The 26393-nt window shown below is 66.7% G+C and carries 22 protein-coding genes; 8 read left to right on the forward strand and 14 right to left on the reverse strand.

Annotated elements, in window-relative coordinates:
• Positions 1 to 13: 13 nt before the first annotated feature.
• The 3 genes from pstB to phoB are packed head-to-tail and all read left to right on the forward strand — an operon-like array spanning position 14 to position 2164.
• Positions 14 to 760: a phosphate ABC transporter ATP-binding protein PstB gene (pstB, locus tag JNO53_RS01995; protein WP_238401598.1), complete on the forward strand. Its 747-nt coding sequence runs from the start codon at positions 14 to 16 to the stop codon at positions 758 to 760.
• The gene (gene phoU, locus JNO53_RS02000) at positions 760 to 1428 is read left to right on the forward strand and encodes a phosphate signaling complex protein PhoU (RefSeq protein ID WP_203107136.1); all 669 of its coding nucleotides are present in this window, start codon (positions 760 to 762) and stop codon (positions 1426 to 1428) included. The genes pstB and phoU overlap by 1 nt, the downstream gene beginning before the upstream one ends.
• Positions 1429 to 1474: 46 nt before the next feature.
• A complete protein-coding gene (phoB, locus tag JNO53_RS02005; RefSeq protein WP_203107137.1) occupies positions 1475 to 2164 on the forward strand; it encodes a phosphate regulon transcriptional regulator PhoB in 690 nt (229 codons plus the stop codon).
• 11 nt (positions 2165 to 2175) lie between these two features.
• Here the strand turns inward: phoB and JNO53_RS02010 are convergent, their stop codons facing one another.
• The 6 genes from JNO53_RS02010 to JNO53_RS02035 all read right to left on the reverse strand — a co-directional run bounded on the left by JNO53_RS02010 (position 2176) and on the right by JNO53_RS02035 (position 11395).
• The gene (locus tag JNO53_RS02010) at positions 2176 to 2910 is read right to left on the reverse strand and encodes an extensin-like domain-containing protein (RefSeq protein WP_203107138.1); all 735 of its coding nucleotides are present in this window, start codon (positions 2908 to 2910) and stop codon (positions 2176 to 2178) included.
• Positions 2907 to 6341 (reverse strand): error-prone DNA polymerase, encoded by a 3435-nt coding sequence (locus tag JNO53_RS02015; protein WP_203107139.1) that lies wholly within the window; start codon positions 6339 to 6341, stop codon positions 2907 to 2909. The genes JNO53_RS02010 and JNO53_RS02015 overlap by 4 nt, the downstream gene beginning before the upstream one ends.
• Positions 6342 to 6449: 108 nt before the next feature.
• Complete coding sequence (locus JNO53_RS02020; RefSeq protein WP_203107140.1) at positions 6450 to 7889, reverse strand: UdgX family uracil-DNA binding protein; 1440 nt, start codon at positions 7887 to 7889, stop codon at positions 6450 to 6452.
• Entirely contained in the window at positions 7886 to 9130 is a 1245-nt protein-coding gene (locus tag JNO53_RS02025; protein WP_203107141.1) for a putative DNA modification/repair radical SAM protein, read from the reverse strand. Before JNO53_RS02025 ends, JNO53_RS02020 begins: the two co-directional genes overlap by 4 nt.
• Before the next feature lie 41 nt (positions 9131 to 9171).
• Complete coding sequence (locus tag JNO53_RS02030; RefSeq protein WP_203107142.1) at positions 9172 to 10743, reverse strand: Y-family DNA polymerase; 1572 nt, start codon at positions 10741 to 10743, stop codon at positions 9172 to 9174.
• Entirely contained in the window at positions 10658 to 11395 is a 738-nt protein-coding gene (locus JNO53_RS02035) for a hypothetical protein (protein WP_238401531.1), read from the reverse strand. Before JNO53_RS02035 ends, JNO53_RS02030 begins: the two co-directional genes overlap by 86 nt.
• Before the next feature lie 104 nt (positions 11396 to 11499).
• On the opposite strand from JNO53_RS02035, the gene JNO53_RS02040 reads away from it, so the two are divergent.
• Complete coding sequence (locus tag JNO53_RS02040; protein ID WP_203107143.1) at positions 11500 to 11982, forward strand: pyridoxamine 5'-phosphate oxidase family protein; 483 nt, start codon at positions 11500 to 11502, stop codon at positions 11980 to 11982.
• Positions 11983 to 12058: 76 nt separating this feature from the next.
• Here the strand turns inward: JNO53_RS02040 and JNO53_RS02045 are convergent, their stop codons facing one another.
• Positions 12059 to 13639: an amino acid permease gene (locus JNO53_RS02045; RefSeq protein ID WP_203107144.1), complete on the reverse strand. Its 1581-nt coding sequence runs from the start codon at positions 13637 to 13639 to the stop codon at positions 12059 to 12061.
• 200 nt (positions 13640 to 13839) lie between these two features.
• Here JNO53_RS02045 and panB point away from each other — a divergent pair, with 200 nt between their 5' ends.
• Together panB and JNO53_RS02055 are read left to right on the forward strand one after the other, a co-directional pair.
• Complete coding sequence (gene panB, locus JNO53_RS02050; RefSeq protein ID WP_203107145.1) at positions 13840 to 14709, forward strand: 3-methyl-2-oxobutanoate hydroxymethyltransferase; 870 nt, start codon at positions 13840 to 13842, stop codon at positions 14707 to 14709.
• 96 nt (positions 14710 to 14805) lie between these two features.
• Positions 14806 to 15876, forward strand: a complete 1071-nt coding sequence (locus JNO53_RS02055) for a DUF475 domain-containing protein (RefSeq protein WP_203107146.1) — start codon at positions 14806 to 14808, stop codon at positions 15874 to 15876.
• On the opposite strand, the gene JNO53_RS02060 is transcribed toward JNO53_RS02055, so the two are convergent.
• The 7 genes from JNO53_RS02060 to JNO53_RS02090 form a co-directional block, all read right to left on the reverse strand.
• Complete coding sequence (locus JNO53_RS02060; protein ID WP_338015274.1) at positions 15848 to 16813, reverse strand: bile acid:sodium symporter family protein; 966 nt, start codon at positions 16811 to 16813, stop codon at positions 15848 to 15850. The two genes, JNO53_RS02055 and JNO53_RS02060, sit on opposite strands and share 29 nt — an antisense overlap.
• Before the next feature lie 40 nt (positions 16814 to 16853).
• Positions 16854 to 18611 carry a tetratricopeptide repeat protein gene (locus tag JNO53_RS02065; RefSeq protein ID WP_203107148.1) on the reverse strand — a complete coding sequence of 586 codons (1758 nt, stop codon included), beginning with the start codon at positions 18609 to 18611 and terminating at the stop codon, positions 16854 to 16856.
• Complete coding sequence (gene prsR, locus JNO53_RS02070; RefSeq protein ID WP_203107149.1) at positions 18595 to 19956, reverse strand: PEP-CTERM-box response regulator transcription factor; 1362 nt, start codon at positions 19954 to 19956, stop codon at positions 18595 to 18597. The genes JNO53_RS02065 and prsR overlap by 17 nt, the downstream gene beginning before the upstream one ends.
• A complete protein-coding gene (gene prsK, locus JNO53_RS02075; RefSeq protein WP_203107150.1) occupies positions 19956 to 21167 on the reverse strand; it encodes an XrtA/PEP-CTERM system histidine kinase PrsK in 1212 nt (403 codons plus the stop codon). Before prsK ends, prsR begins: the two co-directional genes overlap by 1 nt.
• The gene (locus JNO53_RS02080) at positions 21164 to 22549 is read right to left on the reverse strand and encodes a TIGR03013 family XrtA/PEP-CTERM system glycosyltransferase (RefSeq protein WP_203107151.1); all 1386 of its coding nucleotides are present in this window, start codon (positions 22547 to 22549) and stop codon (positions 21164 to 21166) included. Before JNO53_RS02080 ends, prsK begins: the two co-directional genes overlap by 4 nt.
• Before the next feature lie 125 nt (positions 22550 to 22674).
• Entirely contained in the window at positions 22675 to 22962 is a 288-nt protein-coding gene (locus tag JNO53_RS02085) for a hypothetical protein (protein WP_203107152.1), read from the reverse strand.
• Positions 22963 to 23018: 56 nt separating this feature from the next.
• Positions 23019 to 24401: a helix-turn-helix domain-containing protein gene (locus JNO53_RS02090; RefSeq protein ID WP_203107153.1), complete on the reverse strand. Its 1383-nt coding sequence runs from the start codon at positions 24399 to 24401 to the stop codon at positions 23019 to 23021.
• Positions 24402 to 24552: 151 nt separating this feature from the next.
• On the opposite strand from JNO53_RS02090, the gene JNO53_RS02095 reads away from it, so the two are divergent.
• Positions 24553 to 26151: an isocitrate lyase gene (locus tag JNO53_RS02095; protein ID WP_203107834.1), complete on the forward strand. Its 1599-nt coding sequence runs from the start codon at positions 24553 to 24555 to the stop codon at positions 26149 to 26151.
• Between the two features lie 43 nt (positions 26152 to 26194).
• Positions 26195 to 26365, forward strand: a complete 171-nt coding sequence (locus tag JNO53_RS02100) for a hypothetical protein (protein WP_182849676.1) — start codon at positions 26195 to 26197, stop codon at positions 26363 to 26365.
• The last annotated feature ends 28 nt before the right edge of the window (positions 26366 to 26393 follow it).

Genomic DNA, 26393 nt, shown 5'->3' on the forward strand with positions numbered 1-26393 from the left:
CACCGAAGCGAAGATGAACGCGCGGGACGTCTCCGTGTTCTACGGCGACAAGATGGCGATCGACAATGTCTCGATCGAAATCCCGACGAAATACGTCACCGCCTTCATCGGTCCGTCGGGCTGCGGCAAGTCGACCTTCCTGCGCACGCTCAACCGCATGAACGACACGATCCCCTCCGCCCGCGTGGATGGCGAGATCCTGCTCGACGGGGAGGACATCTACCGCTCCAAGATGGACGTCGTGCAGCTTCGTGCGCGCGTGGGCATGGTGTTTCAGAAGCCGAACCCCTTCCCCAAGTCGATCTACGAGAACATCGCCTACGGCCCGCGCATTCACGGCCTGGCCGAAGGCAAGCAGGAACTCGACGCGATCGTGGAAACCTCACTCCAGCGCGCGGGGCTGTGGAACGAGGTGAAGGATCGGCTCGAAGATAGCGGAACCGCACTATCGGGCGGCCAGCAGCAGCGCCTGTGCATCGCGCGGGCGATCGCCGTCGATCCCGAGGTGATCCTGATGGACGAGCCATGCTCTGCGCTCGACCCGATCGCGACCGCCAAGATCGAGGAACTGATCGACGAGCTCAACGGGCGCTACGCCATCGTCATCGTCACCCACTCGATGCAGCAGGCCGCACGCGTCAGCCAGCGCACGGCGTTCTTCCACCTCGGAAAGATGGTGGAATACGGCCGGACTTCTGACATATTCACCAATCCGCTCGAGGAGCGGACGAAGGATTACATTACGGGCAGGTACGGCTGATGACCGAGCATACAGTCAAGGCGTTCGACGAGGACATTACCCGGCTCCGCGGCCTGATCGCGGAGATGGGCGGTCTGGCCGAAGTGGCCGTGCAGAACGCGATGGACGCTCTGGTCAAGGGCGACGACGCCCTGGCCCAGCAGATCATCAAGGGCGACAAGAAGATCGACGCCCTCGAATCCGAGGTCGACAAGCTCGCCGTGCGTGTGATCGCCCTGCGCGCCCCGATGGCCGACGACTTGCGCGAGGTGATCGCGGCGCTGAAGATCGCCGGTGTGGTCGAGCGGATCGGCGACTATTCGAAGGCGATCGCCAAGGCGAGCCGTGAAATCGCCGACCGCCGGCACTTCGATCCGCTGACATTGATTCCCGCCATGGGCGAGCTCGCCGCCGAAATGGTGCACGACGTGCTCACCGCCTACGGCGCGCGCGATCCCGTGCTGGCGCGTGAAGTGATCGCGGCCGACCAGAAGGTCGATAATTTCTATAATTCGATTTTCCGCAATCTCGTCAGCCATATGGTCGAGAACCCTTCGACCATTTCGACCGCCGCCCAGCTCCTCTTCGTCGCCCGCAACATCGAGCGGATCGGCGACCACGCGACCAATGTGGCGGAAATGGTGCACTACGCGGCGACCGGGACTTATCCCGCCGACGACGATTCATGACACGCGTGTCGTCAAAGTGAAATAATCGCGGTGTCTTGAATTCGTCATGACAGCCGCAACGCTCCTTCTCGTCGAAGACGACCCCGCCCTTTCGGAACTGCTCGAGTACCGGTTCGCCAACGAGGGCTACCGCGTCCGCGCCACCGCCGACGGCGACGAAGCCCTGGTGCTCGCCGCCGAGGAGGTGCCCGACCTCGTCATCCTCGACTGGATGATCGAGGGAACCAGCGGCATCGAGGTCTGCCGTCGCCTGCGCCGCGACAAGGCGACCGCGCACGTGCCGATCATCATGCTCACCGCGCGCGAGGCGGAGGACGACCGCATTCGCGGCCTCGAGACCGGCGCCGACGACTACGTGACCAAGCCCTTCTCGCCCCGCGAGCTGCTGGCGCGCGTCGCCGCCGTCCTCCGCCGCATCCGCCCGGCCCTGGCCGGCGAGACGATCGAAGTAGGTGACATCAAGCTCGACCCGGTCGCGCACAAGGTCGCCCGCCGGGGGCAGAACCTGCAGATGGGCCCGACCGAATACCGTCTGCTCAAGTTCTTCATGGAAAGCCCGGGTCGCGTGTTCAGTCGCAACCAGCTTCTCGACGGCGTGTGGGGCACCGGCAGCGACATCGAGCTGCGCACGGTCGACGTGCATATCCGGCGGCTGCGCAAGGCGATCGAACTGGCCGGTGCACCCGACCCGATCCGCACGGTGCGCTCGGCCGGGTACGCCTTCGAGGCTGTCTGAGCGGAGTTCGACTAGCGGCAGACGCCCATGTAGCGGCCGGACTGGTCGAAGTGGAAATGGTCGGCGTGCGCCGCGTTGTAATCCGGCGAAAGCACAGTGGCGAACAGCGGGCAGGCGCCATCGCGCACCTCGCGCAGGAACACCGCCTCCTCGTCCGCGCCCGTCCAGTCGCCGAGCACCGCGATCCGCTGCCCGTCGGCAAGCACGAAAGCCGCGATATCGATCGCGTTGCCGGTCGCGTGCTCGCTCCAGCGCCCCTCGTCCCGACCGTAGAGACGACGGCAACTGAAGGCGCCGAAATGCTCGATCCGCGCCACTTCCGCTCCGAAGCGCTCGGTCGCGGCCGGCTGCACGACGTCACGCAGCCATAGTTCCAGGCCGATGCCCACCGGGCAGGTCGTCGGCGGCACGTCGGGCGAGAGCGGCAGCGCGGCGAGCACCGTGCGGTCCTCGCGCCGACATGCCCCTTCGCCCTGCGGATCGAGCGCGCGGAATTCGACGCCGCTGCGCTCGAGCACGGCGCGGCACTCGGCCGGATCGTCCTTGAGCGCGAGCAGCTTGCTCTGCGTCGCCCAGCCCGGCGGATCGTTGAGGTCGAGCGGTGCCCAGGGGTCGTGCTGCGGATGATCGGCCAGCCACCCGCGCGCGGCGAGCAGCAGGCCGGCGACGATCAGCAGCCAGACCGCGCGCCGATCGGCGCGGAAGTGCCCGATGCGGCGGGATATGCGCCAGCGGTCGCGGCTCAATGGAAATCCCGCGACTTGGGAATGATCCGCACGTTGCGCGGGTGCCTGTGGCGGTAATCGTCCTCGGTCGGCGCGCCCGGCGTGTCGTCCGACAGCTTGCGAAGCTGGTGGGTCGCGTCGGTCATGTGGTTCGCGATGACATGGATCACCTCACCGTCGTATTCCACCCGCCCGCGCACTTCCATCAAACGCGCGCCCATCACGACGGTTCTCTGCCGTTCCATCAAGTCGGGCCAGACGACGAGATTGACCACGCCGGTCTCATCTTCCAGCGTGATGAAGCACACGCCCTTGGCCGAGCCCGGCCGCTGACGGATCAGCACCACGCCCGCGACATTGACGATCGAGCGATACTTGCGCGTGCGCAGATCGCAGGCGCGCACGAAGCCACGCGCGCTGAGCTCGGCGCGCAGGAAGGACATGGGATGCGCCTTCAGGCTGAGCCGCGTCGTCTGGTAGTCGGTGACCACTTCCTCGCTCAGCGGCATCCGCGGCAGACGGGTGACGCTCTTCTCCGCCCCCTCGTCGCGCTCCTCGGCGTAGCGAAACAGCGGCAGGTCGGGCGCCGCCACCAGACTGCGCGCGTCCCACAGCGCCTGCCGCCGCGACAGCCCGAGCGAGCCGAAGCAATCGGCGCTGGCGAGCCGTTCGATATGGCCCACGGGCACTTTCGCCCGATCGCGCAGATCGGCGACGTCGCGATAGGGGCCGTTCACAGCCCGTTCGCCGACAAGCTTTGCGGCGACATGCTCGGGCAATCCATCGACCTGTCGCAGCCCCAGGCGCAGCGCGACATGCCTGTCCAAGCGGTCCTTGTCGGGAGGCTGGTCCGCGCAGCTCTCCAGCGTGCAGTCCCAGTCAGACGCATTGACGTCGATCGGCAGCACGGTGACGCCGTGCTCCTGCGCGTCGCGCACGATCTGCGCGGGGGCGTAGAACCCCATCGGCTGCGAATTGAGCAGCCCGCAAGCGAAGACCGCGGGACAATACCATTTCAGCCAGCTCGAGACGTAAACCAGATGCGCGAAGCTCGCGGCATGGCTTTCGGGAAAGCCGTATTCGCCGAATCCCTTGATCTGGTTGAAGCAGCGTTCGGCGAACTCGGGATCGTAGCCGCGCTCGATCATCCTGCCGACCATCCGCTCTTCCAGTTCGTCGACGGTCCCGCGGTTGCGGAACGTCGCCATGGCCTTGCGCAACTGGTTCGCTTCGACCGCGGTGAACTCGGCCGCGTCGATCGCGATCTTCATTGCCTGCTCCTGGAAGATCGGCACGCCGAGCGTCCGCTCCAAGATGGACGAGAGTTCGTCTGCGGGGCCGTTCGCTGGCCCTGGTAGTTCGAAGGTCTTCTTCCCCTCGCGCCGTTCCTTCCGCCGCTTCAGGTAGGGATGGACCATATCGCCCTGAATCGGCCCGGGCCGCACGATCGCCACCTGAACGACGAGATCGTAGAGGCAGCGCGGGCGCAACCGGGGCAGCATGTTCATCTGCGCACGGCTCTCCACCTGGAAGACGCCGATGGAATCGCCCTTGCACAGCATGTCATAAACAGCCTCTTCATCGGGTGGCACCGTGGTAAGCTTCAATGATCTTCCACAATGTTTTTCAACGAGATCGAAGCACTTCCTGATACAAGTCAGCATGCCGAGCGCGAGCACGTCGACCTTGAGGATGCCGAGATCGTCGATGTCGTCCTTGTCCCATTCGATGAAAGTGCGATCGGCCATGGCCCCGTTGCCGATCGGCACCGTCTCGATCAGCGGGCCCTGGGTCAGAATGAAACCGCCGACATGCTGACTGAGATGCCGCGGCATGCCGATCATCTGTTCGGTCAACTTCAGAACCCGTCTCAAGTGCGGGTCGGAAAGGTCCAGACCCGTTTCCTGCATGACGTGGTTCTCGTCGATCTTGCGGCCATGTCCGCCCCAGACGGTGCGGGCTAGAGCCGACGTCACGTCTTCGGACAGACCCATCGCCTTGCCGACCTCGCGGATCGCCATGCGCGGGCGGTAATGGATCACCGTCGCGCACAGGCCTGCGCGGTGGCGGCCGTACTTCTCGTAGATGTGCTGGATCACCTCCTCACGCCGCTCGTGCTCGAAATCGACGTCGATGTCGGGCGGTTCGTTCCGTTCGTCCGAAATGAAACGCTCGAAAAGCAATTGATGCTTTGCAGGATCGACCGCAGTGATCCCGAGGCAATAGCAGACCGCCGAATTGGCCGCCGATCCGCGCCCCTGGCACAAGATCGGCGGCTCCCGCGTTCGCGCGTAATCGACGATATCCTTGATGGTCAGGAAGTAGCGGGCGAGCTTGAGCTTTTCGATCAGCGCCAGCTCGTGATCGAGCGCTTTCTTCACACTGTCGGGAACGCCCTTTGGGTAATACCCCTGCGCCCCTTCCCAAGTCGACTTTTCAAGGTATTGCTGCGGCGTCATGCCGTCGGGATAGATCTCCTCCGGATACTCGTACTGCAGTTCCTTCAGATCGAAGTCGCAGGCATCCGCCACCTCGCGCGCCGCTGCGATGGCGTGGGGCCAGCGCGCGAACAGCTTGACCATTTCGCCGGGCGACTTGAGGTGTCGCTCTGCGTTACCGAACAGCAGGTGCCCGGCCTCCGCCACCGTCGTCTTGTGACGGATTGCCGTCATGACATCCTGCAGAGGCCGTCGGTCGGGAGCATGGTAATGCACATCGTTGGTAGCGAGCAGCGCAAGCCCGTTCGCCCTTGCCAGCGCGTCGAGCCGGTCGATCCGCGCAATGTCGTCGCCGCCATAGAGGTAAGATGCCGCCAGATGGCGCAAGGTCGGGAGCTGGCTCACAAGATGCGGCAGAATATCGGTGAAACCTCCTGTTATTTCGCGCAGAGATGCGGAGATATCTTCGGCCACATGTGAGTCGGGACCCCGGAACGGGATGACGTTGTTCGGCACCGCGATCGTGAGCGGCTTCGCCAGATCGTCCGGCGGCAGCAGGAGCAACTGCACCCCTTCCGCATGGTCGGCCAGCATGGCGAGCGAGATGTCGCACACGCCCTTGTCCTGCCACTTGCCGTCGAGCGTGTTCATGCGTCCGGCCGAGATCAGCCGGCACAGCCGGCCATAGGCCGCGCGGTCCTGGGGATAGGCAAGGAAGGAAAGACCTTCCACAGTTTCTATCCTGCAGCCAATAACCGGCCGTAATTTCGCTGCTTTGGCATTCGTATGAATGCGCACGACGCCGGCCATCGTATTCGCGTCGGCAATCCCGATCGCGTCATAGCCCAGCTCGCGCGCGGCCCCCACGAGATCGGGAGCATCCGAAGCACCCCGCAGAAAGCTGAAATTGGAGACCAGCCCCAGCTCGACGAACGGCGCGCGCGGAGGCGCATCGATCAGATCGGGATCGATCTCGATCCGGCGCTTGCCGGGTGTGATCGGGGCATCGGGCATGTTTGTGTGCCGCCCTTCACTTCGTCGTCCCCGCGCACGCGGGGATCCAGCTCCGACCGGTCGGAGACAGATTCCCGCATGCGCGGGAATGACAATAAAATTGCGAGTTCATCCCGCCAGTTCCGCCAACCGCTCCTTCACCGCGGCAAGATCGGCTTCGAACAGGCGGGTCTGCTTCTCCTTCGCTTCGCCATCGAGACGCAGGAGGTAGGACGGATGCGCCGTGACCCACAGTTCGCTGTTATCCTCGAGCGGAATGGGTTCGCCGCGCGTTTTCGAGATGCTCACCGTCTTGCCGAGTATACCGCGCGCGGCGCTGGCGCCCGTGGCGAGGATCAGCTTGGGCTGGACGATCTCGCGCTCGCTCTCCAGCCACCAGCGGCAGATGTCGATTTCCTTGGCGGTCGGCGACTGGTGCAGCCGCCGCTTGCCGCGCTGGACGAACTTGAAGTGTTTGACCGCGTTGGTGAGATAGGCGTCCTTGCGATCGACCCCGGCCTTTTCGAGATACCGGTCGAGCAACTGCCCGGCAGGACCCACGAAAGGCCGGCCCGCCAAGTCCTCCTGATCGCCCGGCTGTTCGCCGACGATCATCAACGCCGCGTCTTTCGGCCCTTCCCCCATCACCGCCCGGTTGTCCAGGCAGCCGATCGGGCATCGGCGGCATTGGTGGATCGCCTTGTCGACTGCCTTGAGCGTCCCGGGCCGGTCTTCGGTTTCCAGCGCGCCTTCCGCGACCATCTGCAATTCCCGCTTCTGCGCCCCGGCGATAAGCTCGGGAATGAGCGCCGCCTCGGGCATGTTCTTCCAGTACTTGCGGGGCATCTCCTTGAGCATCGCCCCGACCTTCAAACGCGCGGGATTGAAAATCGATGCGTAATAGGTGCGCCAGAGGTCCTCCATCGGATCGCCGGTGGGCGCGTCGCCGCGCTGCGCAGGCGGCCCTTCCTCCAGCGTTTCGCCGTCCCAGTGCAGGCTGCCGCGCGGCGTGAGGATCGACCATTTCATGTAGGCGAAGCGGCGCACGAAGAACCCGGCGTTCGCGCGCAGGATATGATGCTCCGGCTCGAACCATGCGACATAGTGCTCGCCGTTCTCCTCTTCGTCGGATTCGACGCGGCGGAAGCGCACGAAAGCATGCATCTTGTGACTGTCGCGGCGCACGGCCTTGCTCCGTTCCTCGATGCGCCGGACATCGAGGTCCGCCTTGTCCTCCATGATCCGGGGATCGGCCTGAAGCCGCCACAGCAAGCGGTAGAGCAGCGCGAAACGCTCCGGATCGGTGTGGAGCGCGGCCTGGCGCGCAAGTTCCACGAAGCGGCGGCTCGCACGCACGGGCGGCGCATTCGGCGCCGGCGCGGGCAGGCGCGAATCTCCCCGCGCGAAGAGGTCCCCTGCTCCGCCCGCCGCGGTCCAGACGATCCGATCGGGCGGCACATCGCACTGGATCAACACCCGCGCCCGCTCGCGCCAGGCATCGAAGTCGTCCGGCTCGGGCAGATGCACGAGATAGCAGGTGTCGAGCTCGATATGCCGGAGCGCGCTCATGCCGCGAACAGCTCCAGTTGCTCCTGCTTCGGCGCGAGCAGCGCGCGCAAGTCGGCGCGGTCGGTGAGCGCGGTCGGGCGCCAGTCGACTGTGCACAGGAACGGGCGGACCTTGGCGATCGACTGGGTCAGCCGCGCAACGTCGTCGAGGCGCAGCGTGCGGTGGCGGCGCGCGGCGAGAATGCGGTCGACCGCGCCGACGCCCAGCCCGGGCACGCGCAGCAGGTCCTCGCGCGCCGCACGGTTGACGTCGAGCGGGAAGCGGTCGCGGAACTTGAGCGCCCAGGCGAGCTTGGGATCGATGTCGAGCGGCAGCATCCCGTCCGCTCCGGCCGCCTGCATCACCTCGGCGGGCTTGTAGCCGTAGAAGCGCATCAGCCAGTCGGACTGATAGAGCCGGTGCTCGCGGATCAGCGGCGGGCGCTTCAGCGGCAGCACTGCCGAAGCGTCGGGGATCGGGCTGAAGGCCGAATAATAGACGCGCCGCAGTCCGAAGCTGCCGTAGAGCCGGCTCGCCTTGTCCACGATGTCCGCATCGGTCGCCGCGTCCGCGCCCACGATCATCTGCGTCGACTGGCCGGCGGGCACGAAGCGCGGCGCGTGGCGGAATCTCTTCCGTGCATCGCTCGTCTCGGCGATGTCGTCCTTCGTCCTCCCCATCGCGCCTTCGATCTGGCGCGCGTCCTTGTCGGGCGCGAGACGGGTGAGGCCGCTGTCGGTCGGAAGTTCGACGTTGATCGAGACGCGGTCGGCATAGAGCCCGGCCTCGTGGACCAGTTCGGGATCGGCCTCCGGGATCGTCTTGAGATGGATATAGCCGCGGAAATCGTGCTCCTCGCGCAGGATGCGCGCGGCTTCGATCAGCTGCTCCATCGTGCGGTTGGAACTCTTCACGATGCCGGAGGAGAGGAACAGCCCTTCGATGTAGTTGCGGCGGTAGAAGCTGAGCGTGAGGTCCGCGACTTCCTGCGGCGTGAAGCGGGCGCGGCGCACGTTCGAGCTCTTGCGGTTGATGCAGTAGTGGCAGTCGAACACGCAGTGGTTGGTCAGCAGGATCTTCAGCAGCGAGATGCAGCGCCCGTCGGGAGCGTAGGCGTGACAGATGCCCATGCCTTCGGTCGAGCCGATGCCCTTGCCGCCGAGGCTGTTCCTGCCGGACGTGCCGGAGGAAGCGCACGAGGCGTCGTACTTGGCGGCATCGGCGAGAATCCCGAGCCTTTCGAGAATGGACTGCGACTCCATTCGTTCACTATATGTTCTTATGCTGGATTTGCCTAGCGCTTTCATGCGCATAGACCTTGCAAGAACCAGTCCGGCAGCCCGCCCCGCCCGTCCTCCATCAAGCCGTGACGGTAGATCCAGTAGCGGCACCCCGCGGTGTCCTCGATCCGGTAGTAATCGCGCAGGCGGGCCGTCGATTTCGAGCGCCACCATTCCGGCGCGATGCGTTCGGGGCCCTCGACACGCGCGATCTCGCGCACCTGTCCGCGCCAGCGGAAGGCCTTCGGATGCCCGTCCGGCGTGGCGTAGAGCACGGCGATCTTCTCCGCCCGGTCGAGCAGCTTCAACGGGCGGGCGTGGAAGCGCAGTTCCTCCTGCGCGGCGGGCTCGCGCTCCAGCGGCGGGCGCCAGCGCTGCGCGCGCTCGGGCATGTGACTGGCGTGCAGAACCGGGCGGCGCACCGCTTTCTCGCCGAGGCGCACCGTCAGCCGGTCGAGGCAGGCGGCGAGCGAAGTGCCCTGCGTTTCGGCGGCCGCTTCGATGTCGCCCTGCTCCAGCGCCAGCGGTTCGGTCCAGCTCGCGCGCAGGCGCACCATCTCGATACCGAACCCGGCGTCGACGTCATCGAGCTTGGCCGAGAACAGCCGGCACACGTGCGCCGGATCGCGCGTGGCGGCGGAGAGCTCGAGATGCCGCATCGCCACTTCGCCATCCACCCGCCACAGGCCGATTTCGAGCCGCCGGGCGCCCTGCCCCTTGCCTTCGAGTTCGCGCGCCATGTCGCCGGCCAGATCGGCCACCACCTGGTCGAGCAGTTCGCGATGGCGGATCGGTTCGAGCAGCCGGCGCTGGACCAGCGGCGCCTGCCGTCGCACCACCGGCAGCAGCGGCTCCGACACGCGGCCGAGAAGCTGGTCCATCCGGATCAGCGGATTGGCCGCGGGCGACTTGCGGTTGCGGAAGCGCCGGTGGAGCGCGCTGCGGCCGATCCCGTGCAGGTCGCCCAGGCGCTTGAGGCCGAGGCGGCGGAGCACGACGAGCACCTCGTCGTCGAGCCGCAGCGCCGCCACCGGCAGCTCCTCGAGACACGCAGCCGCATCGTCGCCCGGTTGCAGGATCGCGCGTTCCGGCCCGAAATGCGACAGCGCCCAGGCCGCCCCCGCGGTCGGCGCGATCGCGAGGCGTGCGGTCAGGCGGCGGCGGGCGAAAGCAGCCTGCGCATCGGCCAGCAGCCGCGTCTCGCCACCGAACAGATGTGCCACCGCAGTGACGTCGATCACCAGCCCGTCGGGCGCGTCGAGCGCACTCCACGGTCCCCACCGCTGCGCCCAGACCGCCAGCTTTCCGAGGAACGCGAGATCACCCTCCGGGTCGGAAGGGGCGACCTTCAGCCGCGGGCAGAGCGTGCGCGCGTCGGCCAGCATCATGCCGCGCCGCGCACCCGCAGCGCGGCCGGCGTCGTTGACCGCATCGATGCGCGGTCCGTGCGCGGTTTCGGCGATCAGCGCGAGCGGGTCGGCGTCCGGCCCTTCCCCGCGCGCGCAGCCTTCACCCAGCCGCCAGCGGTCGATCGCCAGCCGCGGCAGCCACACCGACAGAATGCGGCGGGGCGGCGACGAGACTTCGTCCGTCATCACGCAATATCCATTCTCCAGGAGCATGAGCCCGCGCACGGAACAGCTCGGCCCGCCAGCTCGGATTGCCGGGCGCGACCGCATTCCAGCGCGGCGCCGGCGAGGCTGCGGCGCGCACGTCCCACCGCATCCGGGCGGAGGAAAGATCGCGCTGCGCATCGAGCCGAACCAGCCACAGCGGCACGCCGTATTTCTCCGCCGCAAGGCTCAACCGGCGCGAAGCGGTGAAATCGAGCGCTTTCGGATTGCCCGTCAGTTCGCCGATCACGAAGGCGAGCTCGCGACAGCGCAGCCCTTCCTCCAGGGCGAACAGCGCATCTTCCGCCTTCTCCGCCACGACGTGGATCAGCCGGCGGCGCAGCTCCACCGGAAGTCCGGGGCGGTAAGGCCGCCCGGTCAGCCGCACCGCCGCACGGTCCTGCACCCACAGGACGGCACGCCGGTCCTCGTCTTCGACAAGCGACGAACGGAGCGCATCACAGGCAAGCGCGAGCGCCAATCCCGCGCCGCCGCCCTCGGACCCGCCGGCAAAGATCTCGCTATGCGCAGGCGCGGCAAGCCCCGGCCGCCAGCGCGTGCTGCGCGCGGCGGCAAGCGCATCGACGTCGCACAGATCGGAAAGCATCGTGGCAGGCATACGGGAACGACTCATTTGTTCCTATTATGTTCCCACGAACGCGGATTGGCAACCCTCCACCGCAGCAAAGGAACGAAAGCTCCCGCCGCCCCGTTGCCATCACGAAAGGAGCCATTCTCATGAAATACCGCCAAGGCGATCCCGACGAGCTGAAGACGAAATTCTGGAAGGCGCTCGCGGACTCGCCATTCCTCTTCCTCCAGCTCGACAGCGACACCATCAGCGCGGTGCCCATGAGCGCGCAGCTGGACAAGGACGCGAACAGCGCGATCTGGTTCTTCACTCACAAGCAGGGCAAGTTCGCCGCGCTCGGCCCCGCCACCGCGACGTTCGAGAGCAAGGGTCACGACATCTACGCCCGCTTTCATGGCTCGCTGACGGTCGAGACCAGCCGCGAACGCTTCGACCAGTTCTGGAACAACTTCGCCGAAGCCTGGTTCGACGGCGGCAAGGACGATCCCGACATCCTGTTCCTGCGCATGGACCTGGGCGAAGCGGAGATCTGGGACGGCGACATGGGCCTCTTGGATACAGCCAGGATGGCGCTCGGCATGGACGTCCGCGAGGACGCAAGCGAGCACCACGCCGACACCCGGCTCTAGCGAACTTCGGCAGAGACAAAGAAAAAGGGCTGCCTCATCGAGGCAGCCCTTTCCCGTTTTCCCAGAAAGGGAGAGATCAGTCGGTCCGACCCTCCGGATGGATCGGGACCATCGTCTCCTCCCCGCCGACATCGTCCACCACTTCCACGATCCCGCGGCCCAGATGGCTGCGGCTGCGGCTGTAGAGGAAGTAGACCAGCAGCCCCAGCACCGTCCACGCTGGCAGGAACAGCATAGCCGCGCTCGGCAGGTTGAGGAACAGGAACAGACACCCCGCGATCGTCAGCGGTGCGATGAGCCACAGGGCGGGGACCCGGAAGCCCCGCGCACGGCCGGGATCCCTGCGCCGGAGCACCATGACCGCCAATGCCACCATGAAGAATGCATAGAGCGTTCCCGCATTTGAGATGTCGGCCAACTGCCCGACCGGGAAGAACGCAGCCGCCACGGCCACGACCGTGCCGGTGATCGCGGTCACCACGTGCGGCGTGCGGAACTTCGGGTGCACGCGGCTGAGCATCTCCGGCATCAGGCCGTCGCGGCTCATGACGAAGAAGATGCGCGTCTGCCCGAAGATCAGGATGAGAATGACCGACGGCAGGGCGAGGATCGCCGCGATCCCGATCGCGTTGCCGAACCACGAGAAGCCCAGAACCTTCAGCACGTGCGCGAGCGGCTCGTTCGAGCACACCAGCGCGTCGGCATATTGCGGCATCGCACATTGCCGCGCGAGTTCGGGCGAGCCGGTCTCGAGCGGAATGCCCAGGGCATCCATGATCGGTTGCCCGCCGATCGTCCCGATCGCACCCGCGGCGACAAGAACGTAGAACACGGTGCAGAACAGCAGCGATCCGACCAGGCCGATAGGCACGTTGCGCTGCGGATTCTTGGTTTCCTCCGCAGCGGTCGAGACCGCGTCGAAGCCGACATAGGCGAAGAACATCGTCGCCGCCGCACCCACGGCGCCCAGCCCTGTTCCGAAGCCGCCGAACACGCCGGCGGGCAGGAAAGGATTGAATCTCTCGGTGTCGAATTCGACGCTGGTCAGCGTCAGCGCGACGAAGAGAGTCAGCGCGGTCACCTTGATCGCAACCAGAAGCGCGTTGAACTTGGCGCTTTCGCTCGTGCCGACGATCAGCAGGCTGGTGACCAGCAGCGCGATGACCAGCGCGGGCAGGTTGATGAGCCCGCCTTCCGCGCCGCCGAGGGCCAACGGCCCTGCGCTGAGCCAGGCGGGCAATTCTATGCCCAACCCTCCCAATATCGTGCCGGAGAAATATCCCGACCACCCGACCGACACGGCCGAGGCGGCGATGGCGTATTCCATGATCAGCGCCCAGCCGACCGTCCATGCGAGGAATTCGCCCATCGTGGCATAACTGTAGGTATAGGCGCTGCCGGCAACCGGGATCATCGAGGCGATCTCGGCATAACACAGCGCCGCGACGATACAGACCGCGCCGGCAATGGCGAAGGCCAGCATGAGACCCGGCCCCGCTTTCTGTGCGCCGACCGAGGTCAGCACGAAAATGCCCGTGCCGATGACACAGCCGATGCCGAACAAGGTGAGCTGAAACCAGCCCAGCGTACGCTTCAGCGACTTCTTTTCCGCCGTCGCCAGAATGGCGTCGAGCGGCTTGACCCTATCTAGGAGCATATTGAAATTTTCCCTCCCGCTGGTGGCGCGATCTGTGCTGCCGCGCCCCGGAATGGGCCGGGAAGCTAGCGCAAAGTCGCGTCATTACAAGCGCCCATTGCGGAGCTTTCCCCGCCTTGACGCAGCGTCAGGGCCCGAAATACCTCTCAGACGGTAACGCCCGTTGCCAGCCACAAGCCTGGACCCTAGAACTCACGGCCATGTCCACGACCTTCCAGCTCGACACCGCGACCAGCCGCGCAACCCCCACTCCGCAGCCGATGCGCCGCCTCACGGTGCCCAAGATCCGGCAGCGCAAGAAGAACGGCGTGACCGAAGAACCGCTGGTCATGCTGACGGCATATACCGCGCGCCAGGCGCAGTTGCTGGACGCGCACTGCGACCTGCTGCTGGTCGGCGATTCGCTCGGCCAGGTGATCTACGGCCTGCCCTCCACCGTGCCCGTCACGCTCGACATGATGGCCAACCATGCGGCCGCCGTGGTGCGCGGCAGCTATCATTCGGTGGTCATCGTCGACATGCCCTTCGGCAGCTACGAAGCCTCGCCGCAGCAGGCATTCGAAAGCGCCGCGCGCCTGCTCAAGGAAAGCGGAGCGGCGGGCGTGAAGCTCGAAGGTGGCGCGGCCATGGCCGAAACGGTCGCTTTCCTGAGCCAGCGTGGCATCCCGGTGATGGGCCACATCGGATTGACCCCGCAGGCGGTCAACGTGCTCGGCGGCTACGGCGCGCGCGGGCGCAGCGATGCCGAGGCGGAGAAGATCGTCGGCGACGCGAAGGCGCTCGACGAGGCCGGCGCCTTTGCCGTCGTGGTCGAAGGCGTGGTCGAACCGATCGCGATCGAGGTGACCGAGAGCATTTCCTGCCCGACGATCGGGATCGGCGCCTCGGCCCGCTGCGACGGGCAAGTGCTGGTGGCCGAAGACATGCTCGGCATGTTCGAGCGGGTTCCGCGTTTCGTGAAGCGTTACGAGGAAATCGCCGAGATCATCGCGAAGGCGGCGGAGACTTACGCGGCCGACGTGCGCAGCCGCGCCTTCCCTGGCGAAGAGCAGACCTACCAGCCCAAATAGGCCGGCAGACGGCGGCACGGGGAACTTGCGATTCCGCCGCGGATTTTCTAGCGCGCGCTCGCTCCACGAGTGCAGATATTTCGACGGGACCGCCGCATGGCCACGCTGCTTCGCTTCTACAAGTTCTCCTTCATTTTCACGCTGATCTGCCTCGCGCTCGGTGCGTGGTACGGCTGGTCGAGCACGGGCGATCTGGGTGCGACGGCGTCGCTGCTGTGGATCATCGTCGTCCTCTCGGTGCTGGAAGTCTCGCTCAGCTTCGACAACGCGGTGGTCAACGCCTCGGTGCTGAAGGAGATGGACGAAGTCTGGCAGCGCCGCTTCCTAACCTGGGGTATCGCCTTCGCGGTCTTCGGCATGCGCGTCATCTTTCCGCTCGCGATCGTCGCCATCGCCGCCGGTCTCGGGCCGCTGGAGACGCTCAACCTCTCGCTCAACGATCCGCTGCGGTACGAGGAGATCGTCAGCTCCGCCCATGTCGGCATTGCTGGCTTCGGCGGCGCCTTCCTCGCCATGGTCGGGCTCAAGTTCTTCTTCGATCTCGACAAGGACGTGCACTGGATCCGCATCGTGGAGGTTCAGCTCGCCCGCTTCGCTGCGCTGCCGGCGGCCGAAATCGCGCTGCTCCTGCTGGTGATGTGGGGCATCTCGACGATGCTCGAGCCGGCCGATGCGCTGACGTTCCTCGTCGCGGGCATTCTCGGCCTCGTCACCTTCATCGCGGTCGAGGGGGTCAACACGATCCTCGAGATGCGCGCGGAAGCGGCCCGCCTGCAGGGCGCGGTGGTGCGCAGCGGCCTGGGCGGCTTCCTCTACCTCAACGTGCTCGACGCCTCGTTCAGCTTCGACGGCGTGATCGGCGCCTTCGCGCTTTCGAACAACATGATCGTGATCGCGCTCGGCCTCTCGATCGGCGCGATGTTCGTGCGTTCGATGACCATCCACCTCGTCAAGCAGGGCACGCTGGCGCAGTACCGCTTCCTCGAGAACGGCGCCTTCTGGGCGATCATCGTGCTCGGGATGATCATGCTGTTCTCCGCCGTGATGCACATTCCCGAGACGATCACCGGCCTGATCGGCGCGATCCTGATCGGCCTGTCGCTGTGGTGGTCGGTGCGCCACAACCGGCGCGCCAGCGTCAGCGGCGAGAGTGGGACAGCCGACTAGCCAGCGGGGCCGAGACCACCAGTTGCAGCAGGTGGTAGGCGAGCAGCGGCGCCATCACGAGGCCCGCGCTCGCCGGAGGGAACAGGATCAGCGCGATCGGCGCCCCGCTCACCACGCTCTTGTGCGCGCCCGCGAACATGAACGAGATGCGCGTCGGCCGGTCCAGCCGGAACAGGCCCGAGAAGAGCCAGCTTCCGCCGAAGCCGATCGCCAGGAACGCGAGCAGCAGGCCGAGCAGGATCGCCCATTGGCCTGCCTCCAGCGTGGTCCAGATGCCCCGCTCGACCGCGCCGGAGAACGCCACGTAGACCGCGATCGCGATCGCCAGCCGGTCCATCGTCGAGACTAGCGCCGGATGCGCCTGCACCCATGAGCGCCCGACGCCCTGCAACGCCTGCCCCAGCACGAACGGCACGACCAGCAGCGCGAGGATCTTGCCCAGGCCGCCTATCCCGATCTCGGCCGTCCCGAAGCCCCCCATCACTGCAAACAGCGGCGCGGTGACGAACACGCCCGCGATGTTGATCAGCGCCGCCGCCACGACCGACCGCGCGACGTTGCCTCCCGCGAGGGAGCTGTAGGCCGTCGCCGACTGCACCGTCGAAGCCAGGGTGCCGAGGAACAGCAGGCCGATCGCGAGCTCCTGCGGCAGATGTCCCGCGCCCACGCGCGACAGCCCCAGCCCCGTCAGCGCCATCGCCCCGAAGCACCAGACCAGCAGCGGCACGAGGAACCGCCCATGCCGCACCCCATGCAGCACCTCGCCCCGCGGCAATCTCAGTCCATTAAGCGCGAACAGTGCGAAAATCGCGAAATTCGACACCACCTCCACTACCTCCCGCCCTTCCCCCACGGCAGGACAAATCGTCGCCAGTGCGATTGCCACGACAAGCAGGCGCACCATCGGGTCGATGCGGGAGAGGATCGGAATGGCCACGGCGCGGCCATGCCCAACGGCCGATCGCCTGTCGAGTGGGCTAGCGCCGCGTGAGCGCTCGCGCCGCCTCGACATTGCCGGAGGCGGTGAATGCACGGGCCAGAGCGCGCCTCGCCAGCGGATCGCTGCGCTGAAGGCGATAGGCACGCTCGGCCGCTTCGCGCGCGCCGGCGACATCGCCCTGCAGCAAGCCGGCTTCGGCTTTCAGCGCCCATAGCCGCGGATCGCGCATGCCGCCGGACGCCAGAGCGTGATCGAGCAGCGCCATGCTCTGATCCCGCCGGCCGGCATCCAAGGCGAGCAGCGCAAGCATGGCCGCAGCCTCCCTGTTCCGCGGCTCGGCGCGCAGGTAATCGGTGAGCAGCGCATAGGCCGCGGATCGGTCGTTCTGCGCGGCGTAGGCCGCGAGCATACGGTGCATCAGCGGCCACGGCCGCCGGATGCCCGCAGCCGCACGATATCGCTCGAGCGCTTCGGCGGGTCGCCCCGCGGCCAGCAGAGTATCGCCGGCAAGCCCGAGCGCATCCGAGGAGCCGGGAAACCGCCCACGAAATGCCTCTGCCGCCGCCAAAGCCTCCGGCAGCCGGTCCGCGGCGATCAGGCCGCGCACGAGCGCGACCGTGTCGGCACCCGTTGCCCCGCCCCTCGCCTGCGCGATCTCCACCGCGACCGGCGTGGCAAGGGGCGCGAGTTGGGGCCCGCCTGATCGGCTCGCCTTTTCCAATAGCGGCGCAGCCTCGTCGCGCTGCCCAAGTGCCTCGTACGCACGCCCGACTGTCATGGCGAAATAGGGATCGGCGTCAGGGCGCATCGCCGCGTCGCCGAAGCGATAGACGAGCTCCCGATCGTTCCCCGAAAGATGCAGCGCATGGGCGAGCAACTGACGCACCCGGCGATTGTCCGGCTGGTTCAGGAGGAGGCGGTCGAAGGTCTGCGCGGCGCTTGCGGGATTGCCGCTCCGAAGATCGATCACTCCAGAAAGCAGCGCCATCGCCGGGCTCAGCCGATCGAGATCGCCTCGCCGCGAAAGCAGCCCCCGCGCGAGATCGAATTCGCCTGCGCGCGCCGCCAGAGTGGCCTGGAGGAAATAGAGGCGCGGGTCGCCGGGCGCGACGTCCGCCATGCGGCGCAAGGCGGTGAGCATCTCGGCGGCCCGTCCGCTCTCTCCGAGCGTGGCGGCATAGTCCGCCAGGATGTCGCCGTCGTCGGGTGCGACTTCCAGCGCCGCTTCGAACCACGGCAATGCCGCGACCACACCGTGCGCATCGCGGATCAGTTGCCCCCGGAAGCGCAAGGCCTCCGGATTGCGCGGGCCGAGGGTAACCGCTCGCTCGGCCGCTTCGAGAGCAAGCGTGTGCTCGCCGCCGAGATGGCGCAGCCGGCCGATATCGACCCACAGCTCGGGATTGTCCGGATCGCTCCGCAGCGCACGGTCGAAAGCGGCGCCCGCGGCAGGGAGGTTGCCGCCCCGCATTTCCAGCACGCCGAGCATATGAAAGCCGTGCGCCCTGGTGGCGGGCGAGAAGTCCCCCGACCCGAGCCAGTCGCGCGCCTCGACAACCTTGCCCTGCGCGAGCTCGGCCTGGCCGAGGTAGGCGGCAACGTCCGCGCGCGGCGTTCCCTGCTCCATCATCCGGCGCAGCACGATCTCGGCGCTCAGCCCGTCGCCGCGTGCCAGCGCGGCGCGCGCGGTATCGAGCGGGGCAAGTTGGGGCTCCCCCTGACCGCACGCAGCCAGCGCCAGCAGAGCGAAGCCTGCCAGCGCCCGACGCAGGCCCCGTTTACGCCTGCAAGTCATACTGCTTGAGCAGGTCGTAAAGCGTGGGCCGGCTGATCCCGAGCAGCTTGGCCGTGTGCGAGATATTACCTTCGCTGCGTGCCAGCGCGTGGCGGATCATCTTGCGATCCGACCGCTCCCGCGCACTCTTCAGGTTGAGAGGGAAATCATCCTCCTCGAGCCCATCGAGGTCGAGGTCCGCAGCCGTGATCAGCTTCCCGTCGGCCATGATCACCGCGCGCTTCACGCGGTTCTCCAGTTCGCGCACGTTGCCCGGCCAGTTCCAGCCGTCGATCGCCGCGCGCGCGTCTGGCGCGAAGCCGCCCACGTTCGGATTCATCTCGGCGGCAAAGCGCTTGAGAAATACGCGTGCGAGCAGCGCCGCATCGCCCGCCCGCTCCGACAGCGGCGGAATCTTCACCACGATCTCGGCGAGGCGATAGAACAGGTCTTCGCGAAAGCGGCCCTCGGCGATCATCGCCTCGAGATCCTGATGCGTCGCACCCACGATCCGCGTATCGACGTCGATCGCCTTGCGGCCGCCGATCCGTTCGATCTGCCGCTCCTGCAGGAAGCGCAGCAGCTTGACCTGAAGGGGTAGCGGAATGTCGCCCACTTCGTCGAGAAACAGGGTCCCGCCGTGCGCCTGCTCGATCTTGCCTTCGGTGGTTTTCACCGCACCGGTGAAGGCGCCTTTCTCGTGCCCGAACAGCTCGGCCTCGAGCAGCGTTTCGGGGATCGCAGCGCAGTTGATCGCGACGAACCGCCCGCCGGCCCGGTCGCTCGCCTCGTGCAAACCTCGCGCGAGCAGTTCCTTGCCCGTCCCGCTCGCGCCAAGCAGCATGACCGAGACGCCGGTGTTGGCCACCCGCTCCATCGTGCGCGCGACTTTCATCATCTCGGGCGCCGCGGTGACGAGCCCGCCGAGCACGGTCCTGTCCTCCGCAGCCCTCAGGACCAGGCGGCGGTTCTCCTGCTCGATCTGCCTGAGATTGCAGGCGCGCCGGACGATCAGCCCGAGCGCCTCGATATCCACGGGCTTCTGGTAGAAATCGTAAGCGCCCCGCGCGATCGCTTCGAGCGCGCTCTCCCGGGCGCCGTGGCCGGATGCGACGATCACCTTGGTGTCGGGCTTCAACGCCATGATCGCGTCGAGCACGGCGAAACCTTCGCTCACCCCGTCGGGATCGGGCGGCAGGCCGAGATCGAGCGTCACCACCGCCGGCTCTTCCGCTCTTAGCGCGGTGAGCGCCGTCTCGCGGTCGGCGGCGCAGACGACCTCGAAATCCTCATAGGCCCATCTGAGCTGCGCCTGGAGGCCAGGATCGTCCTCGACGATCAGCAGCCGGGGCTTGTCCTGCGCCATCACGCCGCCTCCACATTCCGAATCAGCTCGGCCGCGGCAAACAAGGGCAGGCTGATCGAGAAGCGGGTGCCGATCCCTTCCCGCGAATCGACGTCCAGCCGCCCGCCCATCGCGCGCACGAGTTCGCGCGCCTCGAACGCTCCGATGCCGAACCCGGAAGGCTTGGACGAAACGAAAGGACGGAACAGCCCGTCGCGGATGAATTCGGCCGACATTCCTCCGCCGGAATCGATCACGTCGATCCGCCCGCGCACCCCGTCGCTCGCGATATCGAGATAGACCGGCCCGTGCCCTTCACCCGCCTCGACCGCATTCTGCACGAGATGGACCAGCGCCTGTTCGAGCGCCTCCGCGTCGGCGAGCACCGCGACATCCCCGGAATCGATGAGGTTCAGCGAGGCGCCGCCGGCCAGCCCATCCTTCACTCGTGCGGCAAGCTCGCGCAGTTCCACCCGCTCGCGCCGCCTGCCGCCGCTGGCGCCATAGCGTCCCAGGCGAGCGAGCAGCGCATTGAGCTTGTCCGCACTGTTGCGCAGGGTGACAAGCATGTCGGCGCGGAAGGCGGGATTGTCGGCGTGGCGCTCGGCATTGCGGGCAAGCAGGGAGAGCTGGCTGGCGAGGTTCTTCACGTCGTGCATCACGAAGGCGATGCGGCGGCTGAACTCGTCGAACTGGCGCGCCTCCATCAGCGCTTCCTGTCCCGCGCGCTCGGCGAGATAGCTCGCAAGCTGCCGGCCGACGATGCCGAGCAGATCGACATCCTCCCGGTCGAGCTGCCGGGGCACGGAGGGATGGGCAAGGACGATGACACCATGCAGGCGGTCGAGGTGGAGCAGCGGGACGAGCGCCCAGGCATCCGCCGCGGCGGCAAGCCACATGGGCAGTATCTCCGGCTCGGTCTCGCCGCGCGCCTCGCCGATATCGACGATACGCCCGGTCCGCTCGACCTCCAGCGCGAACTCAATCGGAAAGGCCGCCCCCGGCACCTCGATCGCGGGCCAGTGCCAGCGCGCCGCCAGGACGAGGGTCCCGTCCTGCTCCGGCATGAACAGCAGACCGCCGGCGCTCTCGGTCATCTCCGCAATGGCGCGGATCGCGCGTTCCGGCAGGGCCTCGCCCGCCGAACCGCCCTGCCCCATGGTCCGCGTGAAACGCAGCCATTCGGCGCGATAGTCGTAGCGGTGGCGAAGGAAGCGCCGGAGGCCGATCATCGCGCGCCCTCCGGCCAGAGCACGACGCGCAGGGTCTGGAGCAGGATCAGCAGGTCGAGGAAGGGCGTGTAGTTCTTCGCGTAATAGAGATCGTATTCGAGCTTGTGCCGCGCATCCTCCGTCGAGGCGCCGTAGGGATAGTTGATCTGCGCCCAGCCGGTGATCCCCGGCTTCACCATATGACGCTCGGCATAGTAGGGCAGCTCCTGCTCGAGATCGGCGACGAAGCGGGGCACCTCGGGCCGCGGGCCGACGAAACTCATCTGGCCCTTCAGCACCGTCCAGACCTGCGGCAGTTCGTCGATCCGGACCTTGCGGATGAACTTGCCGACCCGCGTGACCCGCGGGTCGTTGCGCTCGGCCCACTTCGCACCGTCCTTCTCGGCGTCGGCGGTCATCGAGCGCAGCTTGATGAGGTCGAAGGTCTGTCCGTAGAGGCCGACCCGCGTCTGGCGGAAGAACGCCGGCCCCTTGCTGTCGAGCTTCACCAGCAGGGCGAAGAGCGCGATCACCGGTAGCGTGAGCAGCAGCAGGAGACCGCTTGCAGCAATGTCGAACAGGCGCTTCGCCGCGCTCGACACCATTCTGCCGGACGAGAATCCGTCGGAGAAGATCAGCCAGCTCGGATTGAGCGAGTCGAGATCGACCCGGCCGGTCTCGCGTTCCATGAAACTACTGAAGTCGTTGACGTGGACGCCCATCGTCTTGACCCGCAGCAGATCCTTGAGCGGCAGCGCGTTGCGTCGCTCCTCCAGCGCTAGGACGACTTCGCTCACCCCCAGGTTCTCCACGAAGCGGCCCAGGTCGTGAATCGCCGAGCGGGCGATCGCCTCCTCCACCACCCGCTCGCTATCGGTCATGGCGATGTAGGATACGATGGCGAAGCCGCTCTCCGGCCGCTCCGCGAGCTTGCGCAGCCGCTGCGCGCGATGACCGGCGCCGAGCACCATCACCCGCCGCCGAAAGGCGGACGTGCCGAGAAACGAACCGATCAGCAGCCGCCCGAACACCAGCAGCGCCGCAGAGATGATCATCGCGAACAGGAGCGTGGAGCGCCAGAAGGTCAGCCCCGGCAGCAGGAAGTCGATGAACGACAACGCGATGATCGCCAAGCTGATCGCCACCAGCAGGCGCGCGCAGGCATAGCGCATCAACCGCAGCGCCTCGCTGCCGTAGACGCCGACCGAGATCATTGCGGTCCACACCGTAAGCGCGAAGCCGGCAAGCGGCGCGATACGCTCGGACAGCGGCCCGGTGTCGATCCCGGCCTGCGCAGCGCGCGCCACCCAGGCCAGCTCACCCGCTGCGACGAGCAGCAGAAGGTCCACCAGCCCCAACAGCAGCACCGCATGGGGAATGTAGTGCTTGAACAGGCGGATCATCTCTGTCCCGGTCCGAAAAAGTCCTTGCGAAGAACAGCCGGACTAGGGAGCAGAGATGAAATGTCGGTAAATTTTACACCACTTCCCATCCGCCGGTGAGGCGGACGGGCACGGCCTCAGCGGGATCAGTTCCCGTCGGTGACTTCGTCTGCGGCGCGATCGACTGCGTCGCCCGCCTGCTGGGCAGCGTCGCCCACTTCGCCCGCAGCGTCGGCGATCGCATTGTCCTTGGCGATTTCGGCTCCGCCGGTCTGGCTGAAGAGGTAGAGGCCGACGATCAGCGCGACGATCAGTACGAGCGCGATGATCCATCCGCTGGAACCGCGCCGCCGCGGCTCGTCGGTGACGACGGTGGTGTGCGTGTGGGTATCGCCTCGCGGCGTTTCGACTTCGGTGGTGCGTTCTTCGACCATGTTTTCTACTCCCTTGGCGCTCCGGAAACTCGCGATCCGCAGGGGCGGTTCCCTCTTCAGCCTTCAGCGCCGAAGCGAAACGGGGTGACCCCGCGCTGGTGGTTCTCGAACGCAAGCCGGGCGTTACGCGGCGGCAGCGAGCGCTGACGGCAACCGGCGATGTGGCAGCCGCGGCATCCGGGGCCGATCGGCTGAGCCTGCTCACGCCGCAGCGGATATCCCCGCGCAAGCGCCAGGTCCGCGGCGAAACGTGCCTCCACCCCCACGACGACGGCGAACTGCGCCTCCCCCTCGGCGGCAACGCCCTCGGTCAGGCGGGAGACCGTCAACCAGTGATCGGGCGCCGCTTCCGCCACGTCGGGCGCGATCTCCTGCACGCACCATTCGCCCGCGCGTTCGAAAGTCCGGTGAACGTGCCACAGCGGGCAGCTCGCCTCGGATTCGAGGAAAGTCGCCCCGCTCGCACCGGCGAACCGCTTGGAGAACTGCCCCGCGCGGTCGAGCCGCGCCATGAAGAAGGGAAGCCCGCGCTGGCCCACGCGCTGCAGCGTGGTCAGCCGATGCGCGAGCTGTTCGAAGCTGACCCCGAAGCGCCGCATCAAGACGGGGAAGTCGTAGCCCGTCGCATCGCAGGCGCGCAGGAAACGGCCGTAAGGCATGATCAGCGCCGCGGCGAAATAGCCTTGCAAGTGCCGCTCGAACAGCTTGCGCGCATCCTCGTTCTGAAACTGGCCGCTCGCAGCGAGCGTCCGGATCGCCTCGCGCTGCTCGAGCTGCGCGAGTTGCACCGCGATCTGGAAATTGCGCGAGGCGGGCGAAAGCATCTCGGAGAGCTGCAACTGCCGCGCATGCAGATCGAGCCGCCGGATCGCCTCGGGCATCACTTCGCGCGGGAGGATGCGCAGCGCGATCTGATGGCGCTCGCGCAGGCGCTCGACCAGCGCCGTTCCGATGTCGGCGCGCGACAGGCGCAGTTCGTCGGCCAATTCCTCGGCCGCAGCGTCGAGATCGGCGAAATGGTTGCGCCAGCGCTCGATCTCGCGGCGTGACTCGGCGAGCGGATCTTCGCCCCCCGCCCCCTCCCCCGCGGTGTCGTAGAGCTGCGCGAAAGCGGCCGCGAAGTGCGGCGCCATGGCCAGCACTTCTCCGATCTCGTCGCGATCGATCGAAAACCCGGCGAAGCGCTGGTCGGCAAGCCGACGCGCGAGTCCGTCGATCCCGCCCACGGTTTCGGACTCCCGCAGGCTGCGAGGATCGAAATCGAACCGCTCAACCACCTGCACCATGACTCGCGCGGTCAACGGGCGCTGGTTGCGTTCGATGAGATTGAGATAGCTCGGCGAAATCGCGAGCTGCGCCGCCATGGCGGATTGGGTCAAGCCTTCGCGCTTGCGCAGGCGTCGCAGGGCCGGTCCCGCGAAGATGGCATCGTCCGACATGTAAATTCCTTTACAGCTTTACAGGCAATGATGCGGCATCCTGCGCAATCGGACAAGAAACTTTGTAAGTTTGGCTATCCTGCCGCTGCCCGACACGCGATGAATGTCCCCGACGCCGGAAACGGCCGATCGATTTCAGGAGACCACCGACGTGACCTATCAGGCCAAGATCGACGAGTTCAGGACCACCATCGCCGCGCAAGGCGCGCCGTGGAATGCGATCGACGCCGAGGCGGCTGCGCGCATGCGGATCCAGAACCGCTTCCCCACCGGGCTCGAAATCGCGCGCCATACCGCGAAGATCATGCGCGAAGACATGGCCGCCTACGACGCCGACCCGGCGGCCTACACCCAGTCGCTCGGCTGCTGGCACGGGTTCATCGGCCAGCAGAAGATGATCAGCATCAAGAAGCATTTCGGCACGACCAGAGGCAAGTACCTCTACCTGTCGGGCTGGATGGTCGCCGCGCTGCGCAGCGAGTTCGGCCCCCTCCCCGACCAGTCGATGCACGAGAAAACCTCCGTGCCCGCGCTGATCGAGGAGCTCTACACCTTCCTGCGCCAGGCCGACGCGCGCGAGCTTGGTATGCTGTTCCGCGATCTCGATGCGGCGCGCGAGCGCGGCGACGAGGTCGAAGCCAAGCGGCTCGAGCATGCGATCGAGAATCACGAGACGCATGTCGTGCCGATCATCGCCGATATCGATGCCGGCTTCGGCAATGCCGAGGCGACGTACCTGCTCGCCAGAAAGATGATCGAGGCTGGCGCCTGCGCGCTACAGATCGAGAACCAGGTTTCGGACGAGAAGCAGTGCGGCCACCAGGACGGCAAGGTCACCGTGCCGCACGAGGACTTCCTGCAGAAGATCCGCGCGATCCGCTACGCCTTCCTCGAGCTGGGCGTGGAGGACGGGATCATCGTCGCCCGCACCGACAGCCTCGGCGCCGGGCTGACCAAGCAGATCGCCTACTCCACCGCGCCGGGCGACCTCGGCGACCAGTACAACGGCTTCCTCGACTGCGATGAGGTCGATCCCGCCCAGATCGGCAACGGCGACGTTCTCGTCACCCGCGACGGCAAGCTGCTGCGGCCCAAGCGGCTGCCGAGCAACCTCTATCAGTTCCGCTCTGGTACGGGTGAGGACCGCTGCGTGCTCGACTGCGTGACGGCGCTCCAGAACGGCGCGGACCTGCTGTGGATCGAGACCGAGAAGCCGCACATCGGCCAGATCGGCGGAATGGTCAGCCGCATCCGCGAGGTCATTCCGAACGCCAAGCTGGTCTACAACAACTCGCCCAGCTTCAACTGGACGCTCAATTTCCGCCAGCAGGTTTACGACGCCTGGGAAGCGGAGGGCCGCGATCTTTCGGCCTACGACCGGGCGAAGCTGATGAGCGTGGACTACGACGGCAGCGATCTCGCCGCCGAGGCCGACGAGCGCATCCGCACCTTCCAGGCCGACGCGGCGCGCGAGGCGGGGATCTTCCACCACCTCATCACGCTGCCGACCTACCATACCGCGGCGCTCAGCACCGACAATCTCGCCAAGCGCTACTTCGGCGAGGAAGGGATGCTCGGCTACGTCAAGCAGGTGCAGCGCGAGGAGATCCGCCAGGGCATCGCCTGCGTGAAGCACCAGAACATGGCCGGCTCCGACATCGGTGACGACCACAAGGAATACTTCGCCGGAGAGGCCGCGCTGAAAGCCGGCGGCACGGCGAATACGATGAACCAGTTCGCGGCGGCCTGAGCCCCCCGAGCCGCCGCGGACACCGCCCGAAGGAGAAGGCATCATGAGCAACGAAACGCTGCCCCGAGAACCGTCCCGCGCCCGCGCGCTGTTCTCGACCGCGGACTTCAAGCTGCTGCGCGCCGCGCTCGCCAGCCATGCCCGCACGACCGAGGACCGCGACGAGCTCGCCCGGATCAACGCCCTGCATCACCGGCTCGGCACCTACAACTGACAACGATCTCCTGGGGAGGAGAGTACGG

Origin of the sequence: Altererythrobacter sp. C41, from assembly GCF_016803135.1 — a bacterium.
Taxonomy (GTDB): domain Bacteria; phylum Pseudomonadota; class Alphaproteobacteria; order Sphingomonadales; family Sphingomonadaceae; genus Pelagerythrobacter.